Origin of the sequence: Rhizobium grahamii CCGE 502, assembly GCF_000298315.2 — a bacterium.
Lineage (GTDB): Bacteria > Pseudomonadota > Alphaproteobacteria > Rhizobiales > Rhizobiaceae > Rhizobium > Rhizobium grahamii.
Window position 1 is genome coordinate 1 of sequence record NZ_AEYE02000038.1, and the last position, 20,633, is coordinate 20,633.

Sequence of the window (20,633 nt, forward strand, 5' to 3'; positions counted from 1 at the left end):
GTGGAACTTCGAGTCGAGCGTGGTCGGCTAACCGCTTACGGTAAAGGCAAGGCGCACAAGCCTTATGAGTTCGGAGTGAAGGTGTCCGTGGCCACGACACTGAACCGTTCAAAGGGCGGCCAGTTCGCCCTGCACGCGACGGCGCTGCCCGGCAATCCCTACGACGGCCACACGCTCGCGACCGTCATTCCGGATATGGAAAAGATGATCGGCAACGAGCTCTCCCGCATACTGGCCGATGCTGGATACCGCGGCCATAATGCTCCCCAAAGTCACAAGCTGAGGGTCTTCACCAGCGGCCAGAAGCGCCGCATCACGCCCGCCATCAAGCGCCAGATGCGACGACGATCGGCGGTCGAGCCCGTCATTGGACACCTCAAGAGCGAACACAGAATGGACCGGAATTATCTCGCTGGCGAACAGGGGGATGCCGTCAACGCGGTTCTGGCCGCCGCCGGCTACAACTTCTCCCTCCTGCTGCGATGGTTCAGGCAACTTTTGTGTCTGTTCGCCGCACTCTTCCTCGCGTTCCAGAGCCGACCACTGCCGCAGCAAACGGCTTGAAAGCGAGTTCTTCACGATCGACTATTCAACACCGGCAGGGATGACAAGCAAGCTGAATATCCGCGCATTCCTGCTTTTTACGCGCTCCCTCACGCGCGGGCCTCGAGTGTCTTTGTGCGGTGGCGTCTCCTCTTCGGCACTCTCGACGGCATTATTGTGCATTTTCCGACGTATCATTAGTCCGGATGAGCATCGAACTATGAGTGGAGCGCTGCTTAGCCGCAATCGGCGCAACAGGGTCGCCGCCTGTTCCGGGATACATTCGCTCATGGATCTCACGCGTCCGGGAAATCGCCAGCTTATGATCGTCTTCCAAATGGACGCGCAACGTTGAAGAATCCAGCTCTGTCACTGCGAATTTTGAACCAACGGAGACCGAGCGGCTGCCGGTCAGCTCGACAATCCGAAGGGCAAAATCAACGTCGCTTAAAATGCATATGCCGGCCCCGCGGTTGTCCTCCGTGCAAATTGCGCTGATGTCCTCTTGGTCAAGAAGCGCGCGGAGCCTGTCGCGTTCCGCGATACTGCCGCACGACAACACCGCTGCGTCGGGAGCCAGTGTCACAGAAGGGGCGTTCCCATGCCCTGTGACGACCGTGCCACTAACTACTCCGCCGCTCGTGAGCGATTTGCAAGCAATGGTGACCGAGTGCTTTTCGGCATACTCCACCGCCCTGTGGTGCAGCACTTTCGCGCCATATCTCGACATCCGTGCGATTGTCCTATAGGCAATCTCCGGAATCAGTCTCGCTCCCGGCACGAGATAAGGGTCTGCTGTATAGACGCCCGGAACATCCGAGTATATTTCACAAATGTGTTCTCCCAACATGGAGGCAATTACGATAGCTGTCAGATCAGAGCTATTTCTGCCGAGAAACGTTAACCTGCCCGACTGATCAATTGCCTGTCCGCCTGTGGCAATGACAATGTCATTCTTCTGTAGTGCTGCGATAATTGAACAAGGATCTACGCTTTCTATTGAAGCGCGGCCGAAGTCTGAATTGGTACGTATCCCAAGAGAATAGCCGTTTAAAGACATCACGGGAATCCCTTCCCGGCTTACGGCGGCCTCCAACAGGCAGGCACTGAGCATTTCTCCGGTCGCAAGCGCCGCATCGAGGTTCGATGGTTTTGCTTGTTTATTGACGCCGAGCGTGAGTGCTTTGAGGTTGTCGGTCGTTCCCGACATTGCGCTGACCACGGCAACGATTTTGTTTCCACCGGCCGCGAGTCTCTCGGCTAAATGCCGAGCGACTCGACCGAAGTCTTCGGGATGCCGAAAACTAGAGCCTCCGAATTTCAGAACCGTTGCGTTCATTTTCCACCAATGACGTTGTTGCAAATTGCAAGCTTTGCGATGAGAAGTGCGTTAAGCGCCGCACCAACCTGAAGATTATCTGCGACGATCCAGAGCCAGAGCCCGCACGGATTTTGGGGGTTAACCCTCACGCGCCCGACGTGAACAATCGTAGGATCTTTGAGAAGGCGCGGCGTGGGGTATTCTTCGTGAGTTCCGTCTAAATAAAGCCGAACATCGGGCTCTATTGCCAGCAACTCATGAACCCGCTCCAGGGGAACGGGCTCGTGTAGCTCGAGATAAACCGCCTCCGAATGGCCATTTACTACGGGAACCCGAACGCAGGTGGAGGTTAACCGCAGATGAGGCAGACCCAAGATTTTTCGAGACTCTTGAACGAGCTTGCGCTCTTCTAAAGTTACCCCCTCCGAGGCGATCTCACCAACTTGCGGTATTACATTGAACGCAAGGGGAAAAGGGAAATGCTTCGCGCATTGAGGCGCTCGCCCAGCCAGTGCGGCTCTGGATCCTTCCAATAACTCGTCGATCCCTTTCAGGCCGCCCCCCGAGGCCGCCTGATAAGTGGTCAAAATGACCTGATGAACATCAAAGGCAGTTACCATTGGTCTGAGAACGCGGACCAGCTGAATTGTGGAACAGTTTGGGTTTGCCACTATCCCCGAACGCGGGCGAGCCGCGAGCGCATTAGGATTAACTTGTGGTACGAGGAGTGGTACGTTCGGATTCATTCGAAAGGCGTTCGAGTTGTCGATCACGAGGGCGCCTTGGGCGGCGAACAGATGTCCATATTTGGCGCTTACCGCGCCGCCTGCGGAAAAGAATGCGATATCGGCTTGGGTATCGTTGATCTCGTCGAGTGGCTCCACGATGCAGATTTCATCTCGAAACCTCAAGCGACGACCGCCCGAAGTGCGGGATGCCAGCAGCCGTAACCGAGAGACCGGGAATTCGCTCGATTCCAGCAACTTGATCAGTTCAGCTCCGACGGCCCCCGTTGCTCCAATGATAGAAATATCCAAGGCTCTCATGATACTCCAGAGGGCAGTTCCGGGCAGCTCGCTGCCCGCGTGGCTATGTTCTGCTCCTATAGAAGGCTGTGTGAGGCTCCTACTGGGGTATGGTGGACGACCACCGCACCACCACACTCTATGTGATGATGGAATCATCAAAAACTACTAGGTTCGGTAGGCGAGTAGAATGCACCCGCTGTGCATCACAAAGAAAACATTCAGCATACTGTACTATTTCTTGCAGGCGCCCTGTCACTGCCAACGTTGGTCCTAAAATATCCGAGACTCGCAAGAGCACCTTCGTGAAGCAGTGCGATCACTTGGCGCCTGCGTGCGCCGCAACATCGCCTGGCGTCAGCCGTTGCGAAAGGTATAGCTGTAACCATTGATGGCCGGCCCGCCACCCAGATGCGCGTAGAGGACCTTCGATCCCTCTGGAAAAAAGCCCTTCTGCACGAGGTTGACCATCCCTTGCATTGATTTGCCCTCGTAGACGGGATCGATGATCATGCCCTCCAACCGCGCGCACAAGCGGATGGCCTCCTTCGTTTCCTCGGACGGAATGCCATAACTGGGATACGCATACCCCTCGAGCAAAAGCACGTCGTCGCCGTCGATTTCCTTGCCGAGCTCAACGAGCGTTGCAGTATGCCGAGCAATTTTTAGCACTTGTGCCTTGGCTTGGGCGGGGGTTGCGGAGGCATCGATCCCGATCACGTTGCGCTGTCGCCCGTCTCTTGCGAACCCGACCACCATGCCGGCTTGCGTCGACCCCGTCACCGTGCAAACCACGATGTAGTCGAAGGCAAATCCAAGCTGCTTCTCCTGTGCACGGACTTCCTCCGCGAAGCCGACGTAGCCGAGACCACCCAATGTGTGAACCGATGCCCCGGCTGGTATTGCGTAAGGTCTACCCCCTCTGGACTTGACCTCGTCGAGTGCCGCTTCCCAACTGCCGCGGATGCCGATGTCAAAGCCCTCATCGACCAGCCGCACCTCTGCTCCCATGATACGGCTCAAGAGAATGTTTCCGACTCGGTCGTAAACGGCATCTTCATGTGGTACCCAGCTTTCTTGTACAAGCACGCATTTCATGCCGATCTTGGCGGCGACCGCCGCAACCATCCGCGTGTGGTTGGACTGCACGCCGCCGATGGAAACAAGCGTATCGGCTTTTGACGCGATCGCAGCGGGGATGATGTATTCCAGCTTGCGAAGCTTATTTCCGCCTAACGCGAGACCGGAGTTGCAGTCCTCCCGTTTGGCGTAGATTTCCACCTTTCCCCCTAGGTGCTTGCCGAGGCGGTCGAGCTTCTCAATGGGCGTAGGTCCAAAGGTGAGCGGGTATCGTTCGAACTTCTTCAGCAATGTTCTCTCCGGTGACGTACTTAATTAGACTTCAACCATTCGCCGGCTACCCAGGGTTCGGAACTGACCGGTGGGAACAGCCTCTGCAGACGTTCCAGCTCTCGGATGAAGCCTCAGCCGCCGCATCGGACCCGGCGGCAAGTGCAATCAATCATCCTCCGCCCGATAGCTTCAAGATCGACCTGTGGCGCCGCCGAAGGGCGAATTGAGGACATAGGGGACATCCGGGCGAAGCGATCGGGCAACCGCCGGAATGATCTCTTCCACGATCGTGCTCACCGACAATCGCTTCGGCAGGCCGAGCATCGCCGCCAGCTGGTGGATCTCGCTGCCGCCGCAACGACGGCGAGTGATGGCGACAGTCGCGTGGCGGAAAGAAACTGCGCCACTTTCGCATCGACAAAACATGATCCCACAAAGTGAAAAGCGACTTTTGGAGCAGATCATGTTCGACTACAGCTTTTGTTCAAGCAGGCCCATCATGGAATCCCGGGCGTCCACGGCCGCCTCAAGCGCCATCTGCAACGGCTCGAATTTCTTGCGCGTCACGGCTCTGGCAAGCTGGAACTGCACTGATTTCGCCACCTCCGAAATCCTCCGTGCCTCACCAGCCGCCTCAGCGAAATCCGCCGACAGCCAATCGAGATGACTGCCCGTCAGCTCGAAATTGGCCCCGAGCTGGCGCAGCGTATTGAAGGCATATTTATGGAAAAAGCCGAAGGACCGCTCGGCCACCGCTTCCGCCTGCGCCGGGAAAACCGCCGCGAAGGCACGTATGGGGTTGGCCGTGGGGCGGCGGCAGAAATGGAAACCCAGGAGCTGCCGTGACGTTTGCCGAATGGCGAATTCTCCCGGCGCCTTTTCCGGGAATTTAGCAAATTCGGTATAGGGCAGGAACGGCGGATCCTCTTCCGTAAGCTGCAAATGCAACAGTCCGTCGAAATCGTCGCCCGAAAGGCTGAAGAAGCCGCCATTGTGAAAATAGTCGAGCGAACGGCCAGCGATATCAAGCCGATTGATCGCCATCGTCGTCTTGCCGTGCTCGCAGCGATAGCCGAGGCCCTGCGTATCCGGCATAAAGAAGGGGTCCATCTCCACTAGGCAAAGCCGGCCACGACCGATCTGTTCGGCAACGTGATGATGGACCTCGTCGTAGATCGCCAGCTCCGTGCAGCGGATGCCGTAGATCGCTTCAAGATCTTCGAGCGGCACCTTGAAGAAGGGGAACTGGTCGCCCTCGAAATCCAGAGTCACAGTGAAGCCGAGCATGGCTTCTGGAGGAAGCCTAAGCGTGTTCAGCACTTCGATCCAGAGGTCGATATAGCAGTTGGTTTCGGGCCACATGCGCTCGCTGGCGTGCAGCGCGTGCGACTTATGGGTAGCGGGATCGAGGTCCCTGAAGACGGAAGCCATGATCAACCCCACAGTGCCTTGCGCACGCTCTCGGGCCAATCCACGGTATCGAGCCCATGATGATGGAGAAGGGCAAGCGCGATGCGCTCGAGACCGAATCCGACGCATGCAGTGTGCGCGACGCTGCCGTCCTCGAGGTTCAGACCCCATTTCGCGCCGAAGGCGTCCTGATGGTAGTTGAAGCTCATGCAAGCGGTCGGCTTGGCGGTGGAGGTGATCGGGATCAGCAGCTCGAACTTCAGTTTCTGGTCGCGCTGATTGTTGGCGAGCATCTTGCCGGCGCGGCCGAAGAACGGATCGTTGGCGACATCGATGGTGACCTCGAGACCGACGGCCTTCATCATCTCGGCGACGCGATCCATCCAGCTCTGGCGGAAATCCGTGACATGCTTGTCGGTGCCCATGCAGACATATTCGCGCATGCGAAATAGCTGCTGGCGGGCCGGGTCCTTGGAAGGCTCATGGCGGAAGCAATAGGACTGCAGGTCGAACAGCGCGCCGCCCTCCGGCAAGGGACCGCGCTTCGCGACTGTCGGGTAGAGGGGATAGCAGGCCGCCGGCGTCAGCACGATGTCCGTCGCTTCCTGGTCCTTCGTCCAGTCTTCGCCGACTTCCATGCATTTCAGCAGGCTCATGTGGTCGAGCTCGTTGCCGCAGAAGCTGTGCACGGTGCCGGCGAGCTGCGGAAAGCTCTTCATGTAGCCGCTCGTCTCAAAGAAGGCGCGGTTCATGCCCGACGGAAAGCGGATGACTTCGGCGCCATCGGCGCCGCCGAACCTGTCGATCAGCCGCTCGAAGGCGGCGATGACATCTTCAAACTGGGCGCTGCGGCCATAGAGGCCGTCAACGCCGGTGTCGATCAGAAGACCGGATTCGAAAAGAAGGTCGAGAAACGACGTTTGTATATCCATGCCATTACCCCAACAGGCTGGTATCTTGCTTATGGACGAGCAGCATGGTCGACGTATTGCCGAGAATACGTTCGTCCGAGATCATCAATTGAGCGGAATGCGCATCGCGCAGATGGCGACCGAGACTATAGGGCGTGCCGTTTTGGTAGCCCAAGAGGCCGCAGATGAGCATGGCGTGGTTGATGATCGGCAAGATCATCTCCGACGACGCGATTTTGACGTTATTCATGGCGACGGCAAAGGCCATGGAAGAGAGCCGATTGGGATCGGCCCTAGCCTCTTCATAGATTTTCAGGCCGCCAACTACATTGGATTTCACCATCTGCAACAGGCTGGAAACCTCCGCCAGACGCAGCGCCCCGGGCGGCGTGCCGGGCGATTTGCGGGCGGCATCACGCACGAAAGCCTGGGCACGGGCGACCGCATCGGCAGCAATGCCGTACCAGACGCCGCTCCAGAGCAGATGCGAGCTTGCCAGCATCGACTGCGCGGCGATCTCGGCGAACGGCGTCGGCAGGATCTGTGCGGCCAGCGCCTCGCCCTTGAAGAGGAAGCCGTCGGAGCAGGTGCCGCGCATGCCGAGTGCGTTCCACTCTATAGTGCGCTCAAGCCTGTATTGATCCCTGAGGAAGACAGTCAGCACTTGGTTGGAGGGGGCCGCCTCGGCATGGCTGCGCGAGGTGATCAGGATCGCATCGGCATGGGCACCATAGGAGATGACGGTCGCATCCTTCTCCAAAAAACAGGTGTCGCCCTCGAACTTGAGGGCGCAGATGCTATTGCGCAGATTGCCGCCGATCCCGCGTTCCGACGTCGCCGACGCCAGCAGAAGCTGTTCTTTAGCGATACGGCGCATGAAGTCCCGGTGCCAGTCGCTGCCGGCGCTATGTTCGACCAGGCTCGACAGCTTGATCTGGTGCATGGCGAAAACCATGGCGCTGGCAGCACAGGTCTGCCCGAGGATCGAGCAGAGCTCGGCGATCTCGGTGATCGACGCACCCTCGCCACCAAGATGGGTGGGGATCTGGATCGACAGAAGCTTCTCGGCCCGCATCGCCTCCACCGCCTCGCGCGGGAAGCGGCCTTCGACGTCGACAGGATCGGCATATTTGCCGGCGATCGCCGAGACGCGCGCGGCACGCACCGCCGCCGCGTCTCCGGCCCTGGCTTCCATCAGAGCGCCCTCGACGTTCATCAGACGACCTTTCGGCTATTAAGGATCATGCCGACTGTCTTTTCGATGGCAACGATGCTGGCAAAGGATTTACGGTTCAGCAGATTGTCGGGAAACTCGATATCGAAAGCCTCTTCGATGCCGAGCATGAGTTGCACCGACGCAAAGGAAGACAAGCCTGCCGCATAGAGATCAGCGTCGTCGGCAATCTGATCCATCGTGATGGGGAGCGCGCCACACTTGGCCAGCAAATCGCGAATAGTCTCATTCATCCTGTAGGCCCTCTAGGCAATCGCAAACATTATGACAGTCACGCCGTCTTATCCTGAGCCGAGAAGAAATAGGGAAAGCCCACCTAAGGGGGCGCCGATACTCGGAGTGTTGGACCCGGTTGGAGCGCGTCGGAGCATTCATTTGTCGCCCTCATGATACGCTTGCGATTGATAGCGTCCTTCCTGGCAATGATCGAAACGCTTAGTCTTTTGGCGACCGCTCTGAGCGCGGCTAGACCGCCAGATGAGAAAGAACATGCTTGCGAAATAAGCGACTTGAAGAAGGAGCCAAGCACCCATCGTTGTGACCACTACGCTGCGGATGGAATGCGAGACGAAGTAGCTCGTTAGGCCACTGGCGCCTACGACGAGCAGCAGGAGGCAGAAAAAGATTCTGGCGGGCAACTCTGTTCTCCTGATTTGTTCGCAAGATCACGCAGCAACCTTGTCTGCGGCAACATGAGTCTGGCAGTTCTTCGGGCAGACGCGGGCACAGGCTCCGCAGCCAATGCAACGGCCGGCATGGTCGACGACCATGATCATGCGATTGAGCTCGCCATCGAAGTCGTCGTCCTGGCCGTCGCAGATGCCGAGGATTTCACCGGTGTCATCGATGCCGTGAAGGTGCATGACCTCGCGCGAGCAGACCTTAAAGCAGCGGCCGCAACCGATGCAGGTCGCGCCATCGATAGCGCTCAGGTATTCCGGCATCCATCCGGAGCCGTCGCGGGTAACGAAAGGGCCAATCATCGTGAGTTCTCCAATGCGCCGAACTCTCGCTTGGCAGCCTCCAACTCGGCAAAAACCCCGAACGTCTTCTCGGCGACCGCCTTGATCTCGGTCCAGTTGACCGGGAGGTCCTCGGCTAGGTCGTGCAATTCCATCTTTGCATTGCCAGCCCGCGACTGCAGCTTGCGGACCTTCTTCTGCAGTTCCTCAAGGTCTGACATGATCTCCTTCCTCAAAAATCGGGCCCATCACGCCCGCGCCACATTGGGATAGACGTCGATGACTGCGATCGCATCGTCGACCATTTTCGTGCCAACCTCGGCAAGTTTGCCAAGCGTCTCAAAGCCGAACCGGTGGACATCGCGCAGGGTCTTCGACAGAACGACCAACCGCCCAGTCGTGAGAAGCACGCGGCCGAAGCCCTCGTGGCTAATTGACATGAGCGGCGAGGCCACCAGGCCGGCGCGCTCCTCGATCGCCAGTCCCACGCAGGTGTAAAAAGTCTGGAGCCGCCACAGCACGTCCGGATCGGGATCGCCGATGATCGGGATCTTACGGCGCTGCTCCTTGGTGAGGATGAAGGCGGCCAGCAGGTCGGCGTCGCATTTGCTCTCCCATGCCCCATGGGTGTCCTGAGCGCGGACGAGCCGTATGAGGCATCTGAGGAAAGGGGTGGCAAGGGCCCTATCCTCATTGACAGCACGGCCATTCGCAATACCAGTCAATGTTCCCATGATTAGTCGTCCTCATCGTCGAACGGTTTCTTTTTTACCGCGCCTGCTTCCGTTAGCACCTTGCGCAACCAGGGCGGCGGAGCCGTCCTGAGCATCGTCCGGGTTCGGGACAGTACGTCTTCGATTGATTGAGGATTGGGCACTTTGATCGGGTGGATCTTGGCCGAAACAACCTTAGCTGCCGAGGGTCCGCCGATGGCCAGGCAAAATAGCAGGTGACAGCCCTTCAGTGCCTCTACTTTCGGGGTAATGCGGTCCTCGCCCTCGGTGCGATGCTCCCCGCTCTCGTCGGAAACGTCTTCGAAGTCCAGGACTTCCACAAGTTTCCAGCCTTCGGGGCTCACGTCATAGATGGCGAAGCGTTTGGCCGATCCAAAATGAGCATTGAGGCTCTTCATATCTTGCGTGGCGATCGCTACACGCAATGAACCTGATTTCCCTTTGGGCCCCGGTGGGTGAACCTCGTCAGTGACGAGAGAAAGTCGGCGGGCGGCTGTCATCTGGCACTTCTCGGTTACGGAATGGGTCGAGTGATTGAGGCGTCGGCGCGTGCTGCCTGGCCTGGAAGATATTGGCAACATCGAAGATCAGGTCGCGCGTCCCCTGATAAAGCGTCGTGAGCCTGTGCTGGCTGCCGAGTCGGTCGAAAATCGGGAAGCCCGCGCGCATGAGCGGAATGCCCAGGCGCTCGGCCGCCTGCCGTCCATGCGAATGTGTGACAAGCAGATCAGCGCCCGCTGCAAGAGCTTCGAGATCACCAAGATCGCCGACCTGGACCTGCTCAGCCGGCACTTTCTCGAGAATTTTCGAGGTGCCGGTCGTGGTGACAGCCGCTGCGATCTCGGCCCCCATGCCGGTGAAGAACGTCGCGAGCTGGTAAAGTTGGTCCGGCTCGGCGGCGATGGCAATCTTTTTACCGCTGAGATGGAAATGTCCGTCGAGCAAGGCGTCCTGCAGCTGCGAGCGGCGGCGGCGGATTCTCGCCGGCGCTGAAGCACCGGAAACCGACGAAAGCAGCGAGACGAAGCGATCTGTGTCCGTCAATCCTGTAAGCGACTGGAACAACGCGTAAGGCACTCCGGTCAGCCCCTGCAGTACCTCCGCCGGGCGGCGCATATGTTCGCCGATTGCGATGCACTGCATCGCTGTTCCAAGCTCCTGGATGTCCTTGACGGTGGTTCCGCCATAGCTGGTCGGCACCCACCGATCGTCGGGCACCGTACCGTCGAGCGAGCCGGAGAGGTCGGGTAGAATCACCGCCTTAAGCCCGAAGCTTTCTACCGTTTCGCGCAAATGCTCGATGTCGGCGACGGTGAGATTCCACCCTGGCAGGATCGCGATCTTCTTCGACTGCCGCGCCTGCTCACCCCGCAGTGTAATCCTTTGGATCATTGCAGTGACCGCCCTGGCCCAGCCCTCCTCGATCGCGCCATCGAAATCCGGCGTGTTGGCCAGAACGATCTCGGTGCCTGCGAGTTCTCTGGCGCGCAGCATTTTGATGTTCGAGAGATCCCTTGCGAAATCTTCGCTGCGGGTTTCCACCAGCGCCGTTGTACAGATCCCGATCAGCTTCGGGTTCGTGCGGGTCTTTAGATTGAGGATCGCCTCTTCGAGATGGCCCATGCCGCCTAGGATCGTGGCCACCTCGTCCATCGCCGTCGTCTGCAACGGAATGACTTCCTTGAAGTGCCGCACGAGAAGTACCAGGGCGAAGCTGGTGCAGCCTTGGCTGCCATGGAACAACGGTATCGCACTACTGACCCCCAGAAAGGCGAGGGCGGCGCCAAGCGGCTGCGACGACTTTAGCGGATTGACCGCCGCCGATCTGGTTTGTGGAAGAATACGGGTCATAGGCTTTCCTCAGCGCTTGCCGAAGCCAACAGTTGCGGTGCGGATTCTTTTTTGGCGTGGACTGTCTCGGGTCCGCCCTGCGTACTCGGCAGCTCTTCCTCGACACCAGGTTGGTATTCCCAAGGTGCCGGCTCCCTCACCTGGCGCCAGATCGGGTTATGAATGGCAAGGTCGATCTGGCGTACGAGTTCTACCATGCCGTCATAACCAGCATAGGGATGGTGCCGCTCCTGGTTGATATCGAGCCAGGGGGTCTTGGCCTTCAGCGCAACGAATTGCGTGCGCCCGCCCGAGAGCATAATGTCGACTTGATGGTCCGCGAGCATGGTGTAAAGCTCGCGCGGCGCCATCGACTCGAACATGTGGTTCTCGTCCTTGAGAATCTGCTTGATGCGTTCCTTGTCTTCGACCGTCGATTTCTTGACGGAGGTACCGACGATCTCGATGCCGATCTCCATCAGTGCATGGACAACCGACCAGGACTTCACACCGCCGGTGTTGAGCAGCACGCGCTTGCCTTGGAGCCTCGGCCGGTATGCCGCGAGTTTCTTCCACGCAATCGCCTCCTCCTCCTCGATCAATGCCTCAGTGCGCGTAAGGATTTCCGGATTGGCGCCCTTCGCCACGAGCAGTTTGGCGATCTGCCTGAGTGCTTCCGAGGTGTCGGTGATACCGTAGAAGGAGCCCTCGAAGAATGGGATGTCCCAGCGCTCCTTCATCTCGCGGGCGAGATTTATAAGTGCCGTCGAGCACACCAACATCGACGCCTTGGCGCGGTGCGCGCAGGCAACATCCCGGTAGCGCGCGTCGCCCGGAATGCAGGCGCGCACCCGGATGCCGAGGCGATCAAGGAGCGGCTTCACCAGCCAGAACTCGCCGGAGAGGTTGAATTCACCAAGGATATTGATGTCGTAAGAGCCTACATCATCAGGTTCCACCGTGCCGATGACATGGTCCAGCAACGTCTCGCCGGCAAGCTTGTTGCCAAGATTCTTGGAACCGACGAAGCCCGGCGAATTGACCGGCACCACCGGCAAGCCGAACTTTTCCGCAGCACGCTTGCAGACCGCCTCGATATCGTCGCCGATCAGCGCCGTCACGCAGGTCGAATAGACGAAGATCGCCGGCGGCGCATACGCTTCGTTGATCTCGCGGATTGCTTTGAACAGCTTCCGCTCCCCCTTCCCCATTACCACGTCGAGTTCCGTGAGGTCGGTTGTGAAGCTCGTGCGCCAAAGCATCGGCCCGGACGAAGCCGTGCCGCGGTTGTCCCAGGAGTTGCCCTCGCAGGCAAGTGGGGCATGGATCAGATGCGCGACGTCGGTGATCGGCTGCAGCACGATCTTCGCGCCGTCGAAAGCGCAGCCGCCGGCTGCCGCCCCCGGTGTCAGCGGCTTCGAACAGCCGCTTTTGCGCGCCTTGGCATCCTTGCTGCGGTTCTTCTCGCATGCGGGCTCGTTGAAGACATCCTGGATTTTAGCAGTGAGCGAGGGCATTGCGCCGGGTCTCCAAGTCCAAATGAAGTCGGCCGGCCGTAACAGGGCCGACCGCCGCTCCTAGCGGGTCAGGTCATAAGAATAGTCCGTCACACCCGGCTCGCTCGTCTCGCGATCGAGCTTGTCGAAGATCTTGTCGAGGATCGTCGTTAAGATGCGCAGTCCGCCCAGGTAGCCCATGAGCGGGAAACGGTGGTGATGGTGCCGGTCGAAAATAGGAAAGGTCAGCCGGATCAATGGGGTGCCGGTGTCGCGCTCGAGATACTTGCCATAAGAATTGCCGATTAGCAGGTCCACGGGTTCGGTGAAGAGCAGCGAGCGCAACGCCCAGAGGTCCTTGCCCGCCCAAACCTGGGCATCCTTGCCAAAGGGCGAGGATGCGAGCAGTTCCTTCATCTCGGCTTCCCAGGCCGACGTTCCGTTTGTGGCGAGGCAGTGGGAAGGCTCACCGCCAGTTTCCATGACGAACCGGGCAACGGCGTAGACGAAGTCGGGATCACCGTAGATCGCGTATTTCTTGCCGTGCAGCCAGGCCTGACTGTCCGCAATAGCGTCGACAAGTCTGCCGCGCTCCATGCCGATTTTCCCGGGGATTTCCTTGCCGGAAATCTCCGAGATCTTCATCAGGAATTCGTCGGTCGCCTTGACACCCAGCGGATAGTGGAACGAGGCCGTCGCCTGACCGACCTCGTTGCAGTATTCCAGCGTTTTGCGGGTGTTATAGTGCTGCAGCGACAGTGTCGCTTCGGCGTTTAATGCCGACTTCACGTCCTCGATCTTCGTGCCGCCGTCATACATGCGGTACATACCGTCCGACGGCGTGTCGAACTGGTCGGAGGCATCCTGGATGAAGATGTAGAATACGCCCATTATGTCGAGTAGGCGCTTGAGTTCGCGGTTGTTGCCGACGCAGAAGCCGTCGAAGCCGGGAATGATGTTGATGGCTTTAGCCACTTCCTTGCGTGCGCTGCCGTTCCAGAAGTTCTCCAGAATGCCCTTGATCATGCCATCATAGCCATCGACGTGGCTGCCGACGAAAGCGGGGGTGTGGGCGAAAGGAACATCGAAGTCGGGCGGGACCGAGCCCTCGCTCTTGGCGTTCTCGATGAAGCTATGCAGGTCGTCACCGATGACCTCCGCCATACAGGTGGTCGATACAGCAATCATCTTCGGGTCGTAGAGCGCATAGGTATTGGCGAGCCCGTCGACCATGTTCTTCAAGCCGCCGAACACCGCTGCATCCTCGGTCATCGAGGACGAAACCGCTGATGACGGTTCCTTGAAGTGCCGCGACAGATGCGAACGGTAATAGGCAACGCACCCCTGGCTGCCGTGAACGAAGGACATGGTCCGCTCGAAGCCTGCGGCCGCGAACACGGCACCGAGCGGTTGGCAGGCCTTGGCCGGGTTCACGACGAGGGCTTCGCGGGCGAGGTTTTTTTCGCGGTATTCCCAGGTCTTGGTGTACTCGCGTTGATCGGTAACGATCTGGTCCGGGTGCGGGCATTCAAAATTCAGCTTCTTCTCGGCGAGCATCTGCCTATATTCCGGCTCGCGGAACAAGGGAGCATGGTCGAGAACTTTTTCGGCCGACTGCGGCATGGTGGTCACCTTTTCCTTCTGGCGCGCCGGGCGGCGGCACAGGACCTCGAGACATTTCAGGTTCCCGCGGATCAAAGGTCGCGGGCGTTCATCGAACCCCTGCTCCCGGGAGGCCAGTTTCTTATTCGGCCGCTACCGCCATCGGCGGCACGGCTTTTTTCTTCCAGGGGGCGTCGTAAAGGTCCCAGACAGGATTGTTGATGGCCAGATCCATGTCGCGGGCGAAAATGGCGAAGCCGTCATAGCCGTGATACGGTCCGGAATAATCCCAGGAGTGCATCTGACGGAACGGGATGCCCATTTTCTGCACCGGGTACTTCTCCTTGATGCCAGAACCAACGAGATCAGGGCGGATCCCCTCGATGAACTTTTCCAGCTCGTAACCGGTTACGTCGTCATAGATCAGCGTCCCCTTGTTCACGTAATGGCCGGTGCGCTGATAGTCATCGTTGTGGGCGAACTCGTAGCCGGTGCCGACGATCCTCATGCCGAGGTCTTCGTAAGCCGTGATGACGTGGCGAGGGCGCAGGCCGCCCACATAAAGCATCACCGTCTTGCCTTCGAGGCGTGGCCGGTACTTGTCAATGATTGCATCGACCAAGGGCCGGTACTTAGCTATGACAGCCTCGGTCTTGTCGATGATTTCCGGCCCGAAATGCTTGGCTATCTCGCGCAGAGAGGCTTCGATCTGGGAAGGACCGAAGAAATTGTATTCCATCCAGGGGATGCCGTACTTTTCCTCCATGTGTCGGCAGATGTAGTTCATTGAGCGGTAGCAGTGAATGAGGTTGAGCTTGGCTTTCGGCGCACGCTCCACCTCAGCGAGCGTTGCATCTCCCGACCAATTGCCGACCACGCGCAGTCCCACCTCCTCCAGGAGGATGCGCGTAGCCCAGGCGTCGCCGCCGATATTGTAGTCGCCGACGACGTTAATATCGTAAGGGCCGGCTTCGAACTCCACTTCCGTCTTGTCAAAAACCCAGTCGCGGATCGAGTCGTTGGCGATGTGGTGACCGAGCGACTGCGATACGCCGCGGAAGCCTTCGCAGCGCACCGGCACGATCGTCTTTTCGTGCTCCTTGGCTTTCTTGCGCGAAACCGCCTCAATGTCATCGCCAATCAGGCCGATCGGGCACTCGGACTGCACGGAGATGCCCTTGTTCAGGGGAAACAGTTCTTCTATCTCGTCGATGACCTTTTCAAGCTTCTTGTCACCGCCGAAAACGATGTCCTTTTCCTGGAAGTCTGAGGTGAACTGCAGCGTCACGAACGTGTCGATGCCCGTCAGGCCGACGTAGTAATTGCGGCGTTGCGACCAGGAATATTGACCGCAACCGACCGGCCCGTGTGAGATGTGGACCATATCCTTGACCGGCCCCCATACCACGCCTTTGGAGCCGGCGTAGGCGCAGCCTCGGATCGTCATCACGCCCGGAACGGACTTGATGTTCGATTTGACGTCGCATTCGGAAAGGGCCTTTCCCTCCTGGCCCGGCTGGTCGCCGCTCGTTGCGACGTTGAGGTGCTTCCTGCGGCGCTTCGCCGACTTGTCTGGATATTGTGACAGCACTTCCCCTATAAGCTTCTCATGGAGATCGCTGTCATTTTCGTAATCAAGGCTCATGGGCCTTTGCCCCCTTTCTAGGTTCGGATAACGCCCCGCCGGCGAGGCATCGTTCGTGGAAGGGCGCGCCGGGTGGTCCAGAGGGCCGGCGCGCCCTGTCGACAGCGGCGTTATTGGGCTGCCGCCACCGTCGCTTCCTTGGCCTGAAGTTCGGCAAGCATTTGCTCGTCGGTCTTCATGATGCCGAAATCAAGCAGCATGTCCTCGAGTTCCTCCATGGTAATCGGAGTCGGAACGGTGCCTTGGCCCGAATTGGCATGGATCTTTTCGGCTAGCGCGCGATATTCCCCTGCCTGCTTGGAGTCCGGCGCGTACTGGATCACGGTCATCTTCCTGAGTTCGGCGTGCTGGACGATATTGTCACGCGGCACAAAGTGGATGAGCTTGGAATTGAGCCTGGCAGCCAGCGCCTCGGAGAGATCGAGCTCGCGATCCGTCTGGCGCTCGTTACAGATCAGGCCGCCGAGCCGCACGCCGCCTGAGTGGGCATATTTCAGGATGCCCTTGGCGATGTTGTTGGCGGCATAGAGCGCCATCATCTCGCCAGACATGACGATGTAGATCTCCTGAGCCTTGTTCTCACGGATCGGCATCGCGAAGCCGCCGCACACCACATCGCCGAGTACATCATAGGAGACGTAGTCGACATCGTCATAAGCGCCGTTTTCCTCGAGGAAATTGATCGATGTGATGACGCCGCGGCCGGCGCAGCCGACGCCCGGCTCCGGACCGCCGGACTCAACGCACTTGATACCTTTGTAGCCGGTCTTGAGCACGTCCTCGAGTTCAAGGTCTTCCACCGAACCTTCCTGTGCTGCGAGATGCAGAACCGTGTCCTGTGCTTTCGCGTTCAGGATCAGGCGGGTGGAGTCGGCTTTGGGATCGCATCCGACAATGAGGATTTTCTGCCCTAGGTCGACGAGCGCCGCGAGCGTATTCTGAGAAGTGGTGGACTTGCCGATGCCCCCTTTGCCGTAGAATGCGATTTGACGCAAATCTGACATATTGCCTTCCTTCCTTCGTTCCATCCATCGCGAGTGCCGGTCGACAGTTCCCGCCTCGCAATGAATAGTTTCAAAACGCGTGCCAATCTGGTTGACCGAGTCGACGGATAAATCTTTTGCAAGTTTTTCAGCTACTTAGGTGTGACCAATATCAAGAGATTCGGCTAAACAATCCTATGTCGCTGACCCGACAAAACCCACAGACGGTTGTCGACACGGTCTACTGAAGACCGCTATAGGTCGATCTCGCGGAGAGAGGACGACGACTGACAGGAGATCAAGGGTTCGCACATCGAAGCTTCCCAATGGACAAAGGGGCGCTTACGATCCCGCAAACACCGAGGGAGATCGAATGCGAACATGAGTTTGATAGGCACATCGTGCGCTGAACGTCTTTTTCGGGTGAAAGACGACATCGGGTACGTTGCCTCTTCGGGCGCTGCCCACGAACCGCAGAATGAAAAGGAACTATTAAGTGCCCGACAAACTTGCCGCGATACCGCTTGGCCCCGAACTCGCTGAGGAAAGGCGCGACGATAATGGCCGCGGCTTAGCAGCCGCGTCCGCCAAGGTACGCCAGATAAGAAATGTCGCTCGACCCTATTGCGTCCCGCAGCAGCGGCAGCCACTTTTTGGGGAAGGCGAGCAAGCCCAAGCCTTGGGCACTCGGGCTACAGAGGATCAAAGACGGCAATCAGCTGACCAGCCCGCCCGAGACGCTGCTTACGCAGCTGAGCTCTGAATGCGTGTCTTATATCGAGGCCAAACCATTTCCCGCGCGGGAGCAGAAGAACCTTGCATCCGCTGTGAAGCTATCCGCGATGCGATCTCACGCTGGGTCCGGGTTCACCCGCTTCATCGACGACGGTCGCATCGAGAACGAATATCACATGGTCGAACGGTCGATGCTCCCGCTCGCCTTCAACAGGAAAATCCCTCTTCGCCGGTTCCAACGCCGCGACCGAACAATGGCCAACCATTCTTCGTTGATTGACCCTCAGTCTCCGACTGAGGGCCTCAGCTCTCTTCAATGAGTCCGCAGCCAGCAAGGGCTGAGACAAAATCGTACACGTCGCCACCGGTGACGTCATACTGTTCTGCCTTAAGCTCGCGCAGTATTCTCGGCATCGTATGTTCGCCGTCGAGTTTTGAAATCATAACGGCAACCCAAGGCGGAGGAGACTGGATGAGCTTTTTTGATTTTCCGGGGATCTTTCGGACGCAGATACTCCCGTCCTCTGCTACCAACACCTGATGAGAACGCTTTAATAAAGGTTTGATGTAATTCACGAGGTGCCTCACTCAAAACGAGGGTCGACTTCGCCACAGGTTTACAGCCTGGACAAGCACAAAGTCGCCTTTGTTGCAGTATTGGCTCTTCTTCGCCAATAGCAAAAATGCGCTTTTCAAGGTCCGAAAGTACAACGTCGTTCATGCTCCTTTCCTCTCTTCCTTAAGCGCCCACGTCATAGTTGGTGACATTTCGAGCGTATCAAGAAAACATGTTTTTGACGCGGCTTCGCGGAGGGGCAGACGGTTGTGATTGAGCACTCCTGCACGGATTACGCTCGACCGTTTTCGGCCGAACACTTGCTGACACCAAGCTCCTATCCCTCGCCACGAGGACACTCAAAAATCGTGCCAGCTGCGCACAGAGCCATGGAAAGCGTTATTCAATGGCTTAAACGAGGCTGCATCAGCAAGCTGGTCGGACAGTATCGTGTCGCGGATTCGACCAACTCGGCTGCGCCGCGTCCTCCTGCGTGCCGATCAACTGGAAGCTGAGGGGAACCCGCCGAGCAGCTTGAGCGCTGGCTGAAATGACACTTGTGGGTGGCCTCGAGGCATGCGCAAGCGGCGGGCCTTGCGCGGGTTGCTCGCCGCGGAAAACTACATCTAGCAGGCTGTTGAAAAAGTCTGCGGTTTGGCCTTGAGGATGGCCTCGTCGCCGTTGTTGTATGCGAACGTAATCTCGACCGAGCCATCGTCGAGTAGTTCAGCATGACCGTCGCCCGAGACTTCGTCCATCTCGTCAGATCCATACCATGTGAAGGAAACGGATGATGCGCCATAGCCGATGTCGAGGCTGGCTTGCATGGCACCGAAGGCAATTTCTCCGGAGTCATCTGGCCGAATGGTGATCATCGCCGGCTCGACCAGGTCGAGATATTCCCGATCCCAGATGTCTGCCGCTACAATCCGCCAACGGCCGACCAGGTTGCAGTTTGAACCCGCCTCACTCATGAGGACACCGCCATCAGCTTCGGTAACCGCACGAGATTGTAGGCCGCTGCCGCGAAGGTGAAAGCCCATCCAACCCTGTCGCGACCGCGGAATTTTGTCTTGTCCTGCCCCGCGACGGTTTTGATCCAGCCGAACGCCTGTTCGATACGCTTGCGAATGCGCAGGCTGACCTCATAGCCGGGATGGCGTGTCGTGCGTCCGTCGATAGCCGAGTGGCGACCATTGACGTTCTGTGCCACGTGGGGCGTCACCTTCATCGACCGCAAATCTTTGACGAAGTCTTTCGTGTCATAAGCCTTGTCGGCACCAAGCGTGATTGCCTGTGGCCGGTCGCAGAAGGGTTCAATCATGTGAAGAGCCGCGATGCGTTCGGCGTAACCGGTTGCTTCCGTCAGGTAAGCATTGACCAGAAGACCATGGCGGTTTTCCATCAACCCATGCCCCATGAAGGACAGCTTGGCCTCCTTGCCCTTTCCCTTCCTATACAGCTTTGCATCCGGATCGGTCGTTGATGCATGCGTCTCGTTGGAACGCTTTTCGCCATGGAAGTCTGCTTCCGCGTTGCGACCACCGCCATCCGACGGCGGTTCGTCCGAACCGTCCTTCGGCCTGAAGCTCTTCATCGACGCCCAGGCTTTGATCAGCGTGCCATCGACAGAGAAATGGTCTGTGGACAGCAGCCGCTTTACCTTGGGCTGGGAAAGGATTGCACCCAGGAACTTCACAGCGATGTCACCCTCAAGCAACCGGTCGCGGTTCTTCGAAAACACTGAATGGTCCCAGGCGGGATCGTCAACGCCGATGTCGACGAACCAGCGGAAGAGAAGGTCGTATTCCAACCGCTCCATCAGAAGTCGCTCAGAACGGATCGAATAGAAGGCTTGCAGAAGCATGGCGCGCAGAAGCTTTTCTGGCGCGATCGACGGTCGCCCGATCGGTGAATAAAGCGCGGCAAAATCTTGTTCCAATAAAACGAGCGCTTCGTTCACGATCTGCCGGATGGCCCGTAGAGGATGATCTTTTCGAACACGAGCCTCAAGATCCACATAGCTGAAGAGTTCGCCTGTCCTCACATCGCCGCCGCGCATCCATCAGCTCCAAATCGCAATAAAGCGAGTGAATCACGACAAGAGCCGATGCGCTAGGGCCCTTTTTCAACAGCCTGCTAGAAAGCTGGAAAAGGCCCACATAGCGGCCACGCATGATTTGCATTGTCGGTGTAATCAATTACCGGTCAGTCCACGTCGAGCGCTATAGCGCTGGCCTCCGGGAGAATGATATCGGTGAGGAGCATCGCGACCCGAAATCCAATTCGCGAT

At 58.3% G+C, this 20,633-nt stretch carries 21 protein-coding genes and 1 pseudogene; 1 reads left to right on the forward strand and 21 read right to left on the reverse strand.

All coding sequences use genetic code 11. The features are described from left to right. The coding region (locus tag RGCCGE502_RS32160) for an IS5/IS1182 family transposase (protein ID WP_019280561.1) at nt 1-564 on the forward strand (564 nt) is incomplete at its 5' end. 151 nt (nt 565-715) lie between these two features. Here the strand turns inward: RGCCGE502_RS32160 and RGCCGE502_RS32165 are convergent. From RGCCGE502_RS32165 to RGCCGE502_RS32265, 21 genes and pseudogenes are all read right to left on the reverse strand, one after another. Then, nucleotides 716-1,882, reverse strand: a complete 1,167-nt coding sequence (locus RGCCGE502_RS32165) for an amino acid kinase family protein (RefSeq protein ID WP_016558408.1) — start codon at nt 1,880-1,882, stop codon at nt 716-718. Further along, entirely contained in the window at nt 1,879-2,910 is a 1,032-nt protein-coding gene (locus RGCCGE502_RS32170) for an aspartate-semialdehyde dehydrogenase (RefSeq protein ID WP_016558409.1), read from the reverse strand. Before RGCCGE502_RS32170 ends, RGCCGE502_RS32165 begins: the two co-directional genes overlap by 4 nt. 336 nt (nt 2,911-3,246) lie before the next feature. Beyond that, entirely contained in the window at nt 3,247-4,260 is a 1,014-nt protein-coding gene (locus RGCCGE502_RS32175) for a 1-aminocyclopropane-1-carboxylate deaminase (protein WP_016558410.1), read from the reverse strand. Between the two features lie 186 nt (nt 4,261-4,446). Further along, nucleotides 4,447-4,661 (reverse strand): annotated as a pseudogene (locus RGCCGE502_RS32180) (hypothetical protein); the annotation flags it as partial. Between the two features lie 52 nt (nt 4,662-4,713). After that, on the reverse strand, nt 4,714-5,673 hold the full coding sequence (locus RGCCGE502_RS32185) for a DUF1839 family protein (protein ID WP_019280563.1): 960 nt from the start codon (nt 5,671-5,673) through the stop codon (nt 4,714-4,716). 2 nt (nt 5,674-5,675) lie between these two features. Then, nucleotides 5,676-6,584 (reverse strand): amino acid--[acyl-carrier-protein] ligase, encoded by a 909-nt coding sequence (locus RGCCGE502_RS32190; protein WP_016558413.1) that lies wholly within the window; start codon nt 6,582-6,584, stop codon nt 5,676-5,678. Between the two features lie 4 nt (nt 6,585-6,588). Continuing rightward, the gene (locus RGCCGE502_RS32195; RefSeq protein ID WP_016558414.1) at nt 6,589-7,779 is read right to left on the reverse strand and encodes an acyl-CoA dehydrogenase family protein; all 1,191 of its coding nucleotides are present in this window, start codon (nt 7,777-7,779) and stop codon (nt 6,589-6,591) included. After that, complete coding sequence (locus RGCCGE502_RS32200) at nt 7,779-8,030, reverse strand: acyl carrier protein (protein WP_016558415.1); 252 nt, start codon at nt 8,028-8,030, stop codon at nt 7,779-7,781. Before RGCCGE502_RS32200 ends, RGCCGE502_RS32195 begins: the two co-directional genes overlap by 1 nt. Nucleotides 8,031-8,168: 138 nt before the next feature. Beyond that, nucleotides 8,169-8,330, reverse strand: a complete 162-nt coding sequence (locus tag RGCCGE502_RS39140; RefSeq protein WP_369333334.1) for a hypothetical protein — start codon at nt 8,328-8,330, stop codon at nt 8,169-8,171. Nucleotides 8,331-8,462: 132 nt separating this feature from the next. After that, the gene (gene fdxB, locus RGCCGE502_RS32210; RefSeq protein ID WP_016558417.1) at nt 8,463-8,780 is read right to left on the reverse strand and encodes a ferredoxin III, nif-specific; all 318 of its coding nucleotides are present in this window, start codon (nt 8,778-8,780) and stop codon (nt 8,463-8,465) included. Further along, nucleotides 8,777-8,980, reverse strand: a complete 204-nt coding sequence (locus tag RGCCGE502_RS32215; protein WP_016558418.1) for a CCE_0567 family metalloprotein — start codon at nt 8,978-8,980, stop codon at nt 8,777-8,779. The genes fdxB and RGCCGE502_RS32215 overlap by 4 nt, the downstream gene beginning before the upstream one ends. Before the next feature lie 27 nt (nt 8,981-9,007). Further along, nucleotides 9,008-9,493 (reverse strand): NifX-associated nitrogen fixation protein, encoded by a 486-nt coding sequence (locus RGCCGE502_RS32220; RefSeq protein ID WP_016558419.1) that lies wholly within the window; start codon nt 9,491-9,493, stop codon nt 9,008-9,010. Between the two features lie 2 nt (nt 9,494-9,495). After that, the gene (gene nifX / locus RGCCGE502_RS32225) at nt 9,496-9,993 is read right to left on the reverse strand and encodes a nitrogen fixation protein NifX (protein ID WP_016558420.1); all 498 of its coding nucleotides are present in this window, start codon (nt 9,991-9,993) and stop codon (nt 9,496-9,498) included. Then, a complete protein-coding gene (gene nifN, locus RGCCGE502_RS32230) occupies nt 9,959-11,344 on the reverse strand; it encodes a nitrogenase iron-molybdenum cofactor biosynthesis protein NifN (protein ID WP_016558421.1) in 1,386 nt (461 codons plus the stop codon). The genes nifX and nifN overlap by 35 nt, the downstream gene beginning before the upstream one ends. Further along, nucleotides 11,341-12,840 carry a nitrogenase iron-molybdenum cofactor biosynthesis protein NifE gene (gene nifE, locus RGCCGE502_RS32235; RefSeq protein WP_016558422.1) on the reverse strand — a complete coding sequence of 500 codons (1,500 nt, stop codon included), beginning with the start codon at nt 12,838-12,840 and terminating at the stop codon, nt 11,341-11,343. The genes nifN and nifE overlap by 4 nt, the downstream gene beginning before the upstream one ends. Nucleotides 12,841-12,900: 60 nt before the next feature. Beyond that, entirely contained in the window at nt 12,901-14,442 is a 1,542-nt protein-coding gene (nifK, locus tag RGCCGE502_RS32240) for a nitrogenase molybdenum-iron protein subunit beta (RefSeq protein ID WP_016558423.1), read from the reverse strand. Between the two features lie 121 nt (nt 14,443-14,563). Further along, complete coding sequence (nifD, locus tag RGCCGE502_RS32245; RefSeq protein WP_016558424.1) at nt 14,564-16,066, reverse strand: nitrogenase molybdenum-iron protein alpha chain; 1,503 nt, start codon at nt 16,064-16,066, stop codon at nt 14,564-14,566. A gap of 110 nt (nt 16,067-16,176) precedes the next feature. Then, nucleotides 16,177-17,070: a nitrogenase iron protein gene (nifH, locus tag RGCCGE502_RS32250; protein ID WP_016558425.1), complete on the reverse strand. Its 894-nt coding sequence runs from the start codon at nt 17,068-17,070 to the stop codon at nt 16,177-16,179. Between the two features lie 1,017 nt (nt 17,071-18,087). Beyond that, nucleotides 18,088-18,372, reverse strand: a complete 285-nt coding sequence (locus tag RGCCGE502_RS39030; RefSeq protein ID WP_341875060.1) for a hypothetical protein — start codon at nt 18,370-18,372, stop codon at nt 18,088-18,090. Nucleotides 18,373-18,966: 594 nt separating this feature from the next. Next, nucleotides 18,967-19,314, reverse strand: a complete 348-nt coding sequence (locus RGCCGE502_RS32260; RefSeq protein WP_016558427.1) for a hypothetical protein — start codon at nt 19,312-19,314, stop codon at nt 18,967-18,969. Continuing rightward, the gene (locus RGCCGE502_RS32265) at nt 19,311-20,402 is read right to left on the reverse strand and encodes an IS5 family transposase (RefSeq protein WP_016558428.1); all 1,092 of its coding nucleotides are present in this window, start codon (nt 20,400-20,402) and stop codon (nt 19,311-19,313) included. The genes RGCCGE502_RS32260 and RGCCGE502_RS32265 overlap by 4 nt, the downstream gene beginning before the upstream one ends. Nucleotides 20,403-20,633 lie beyond the last annotated feature (231 nt).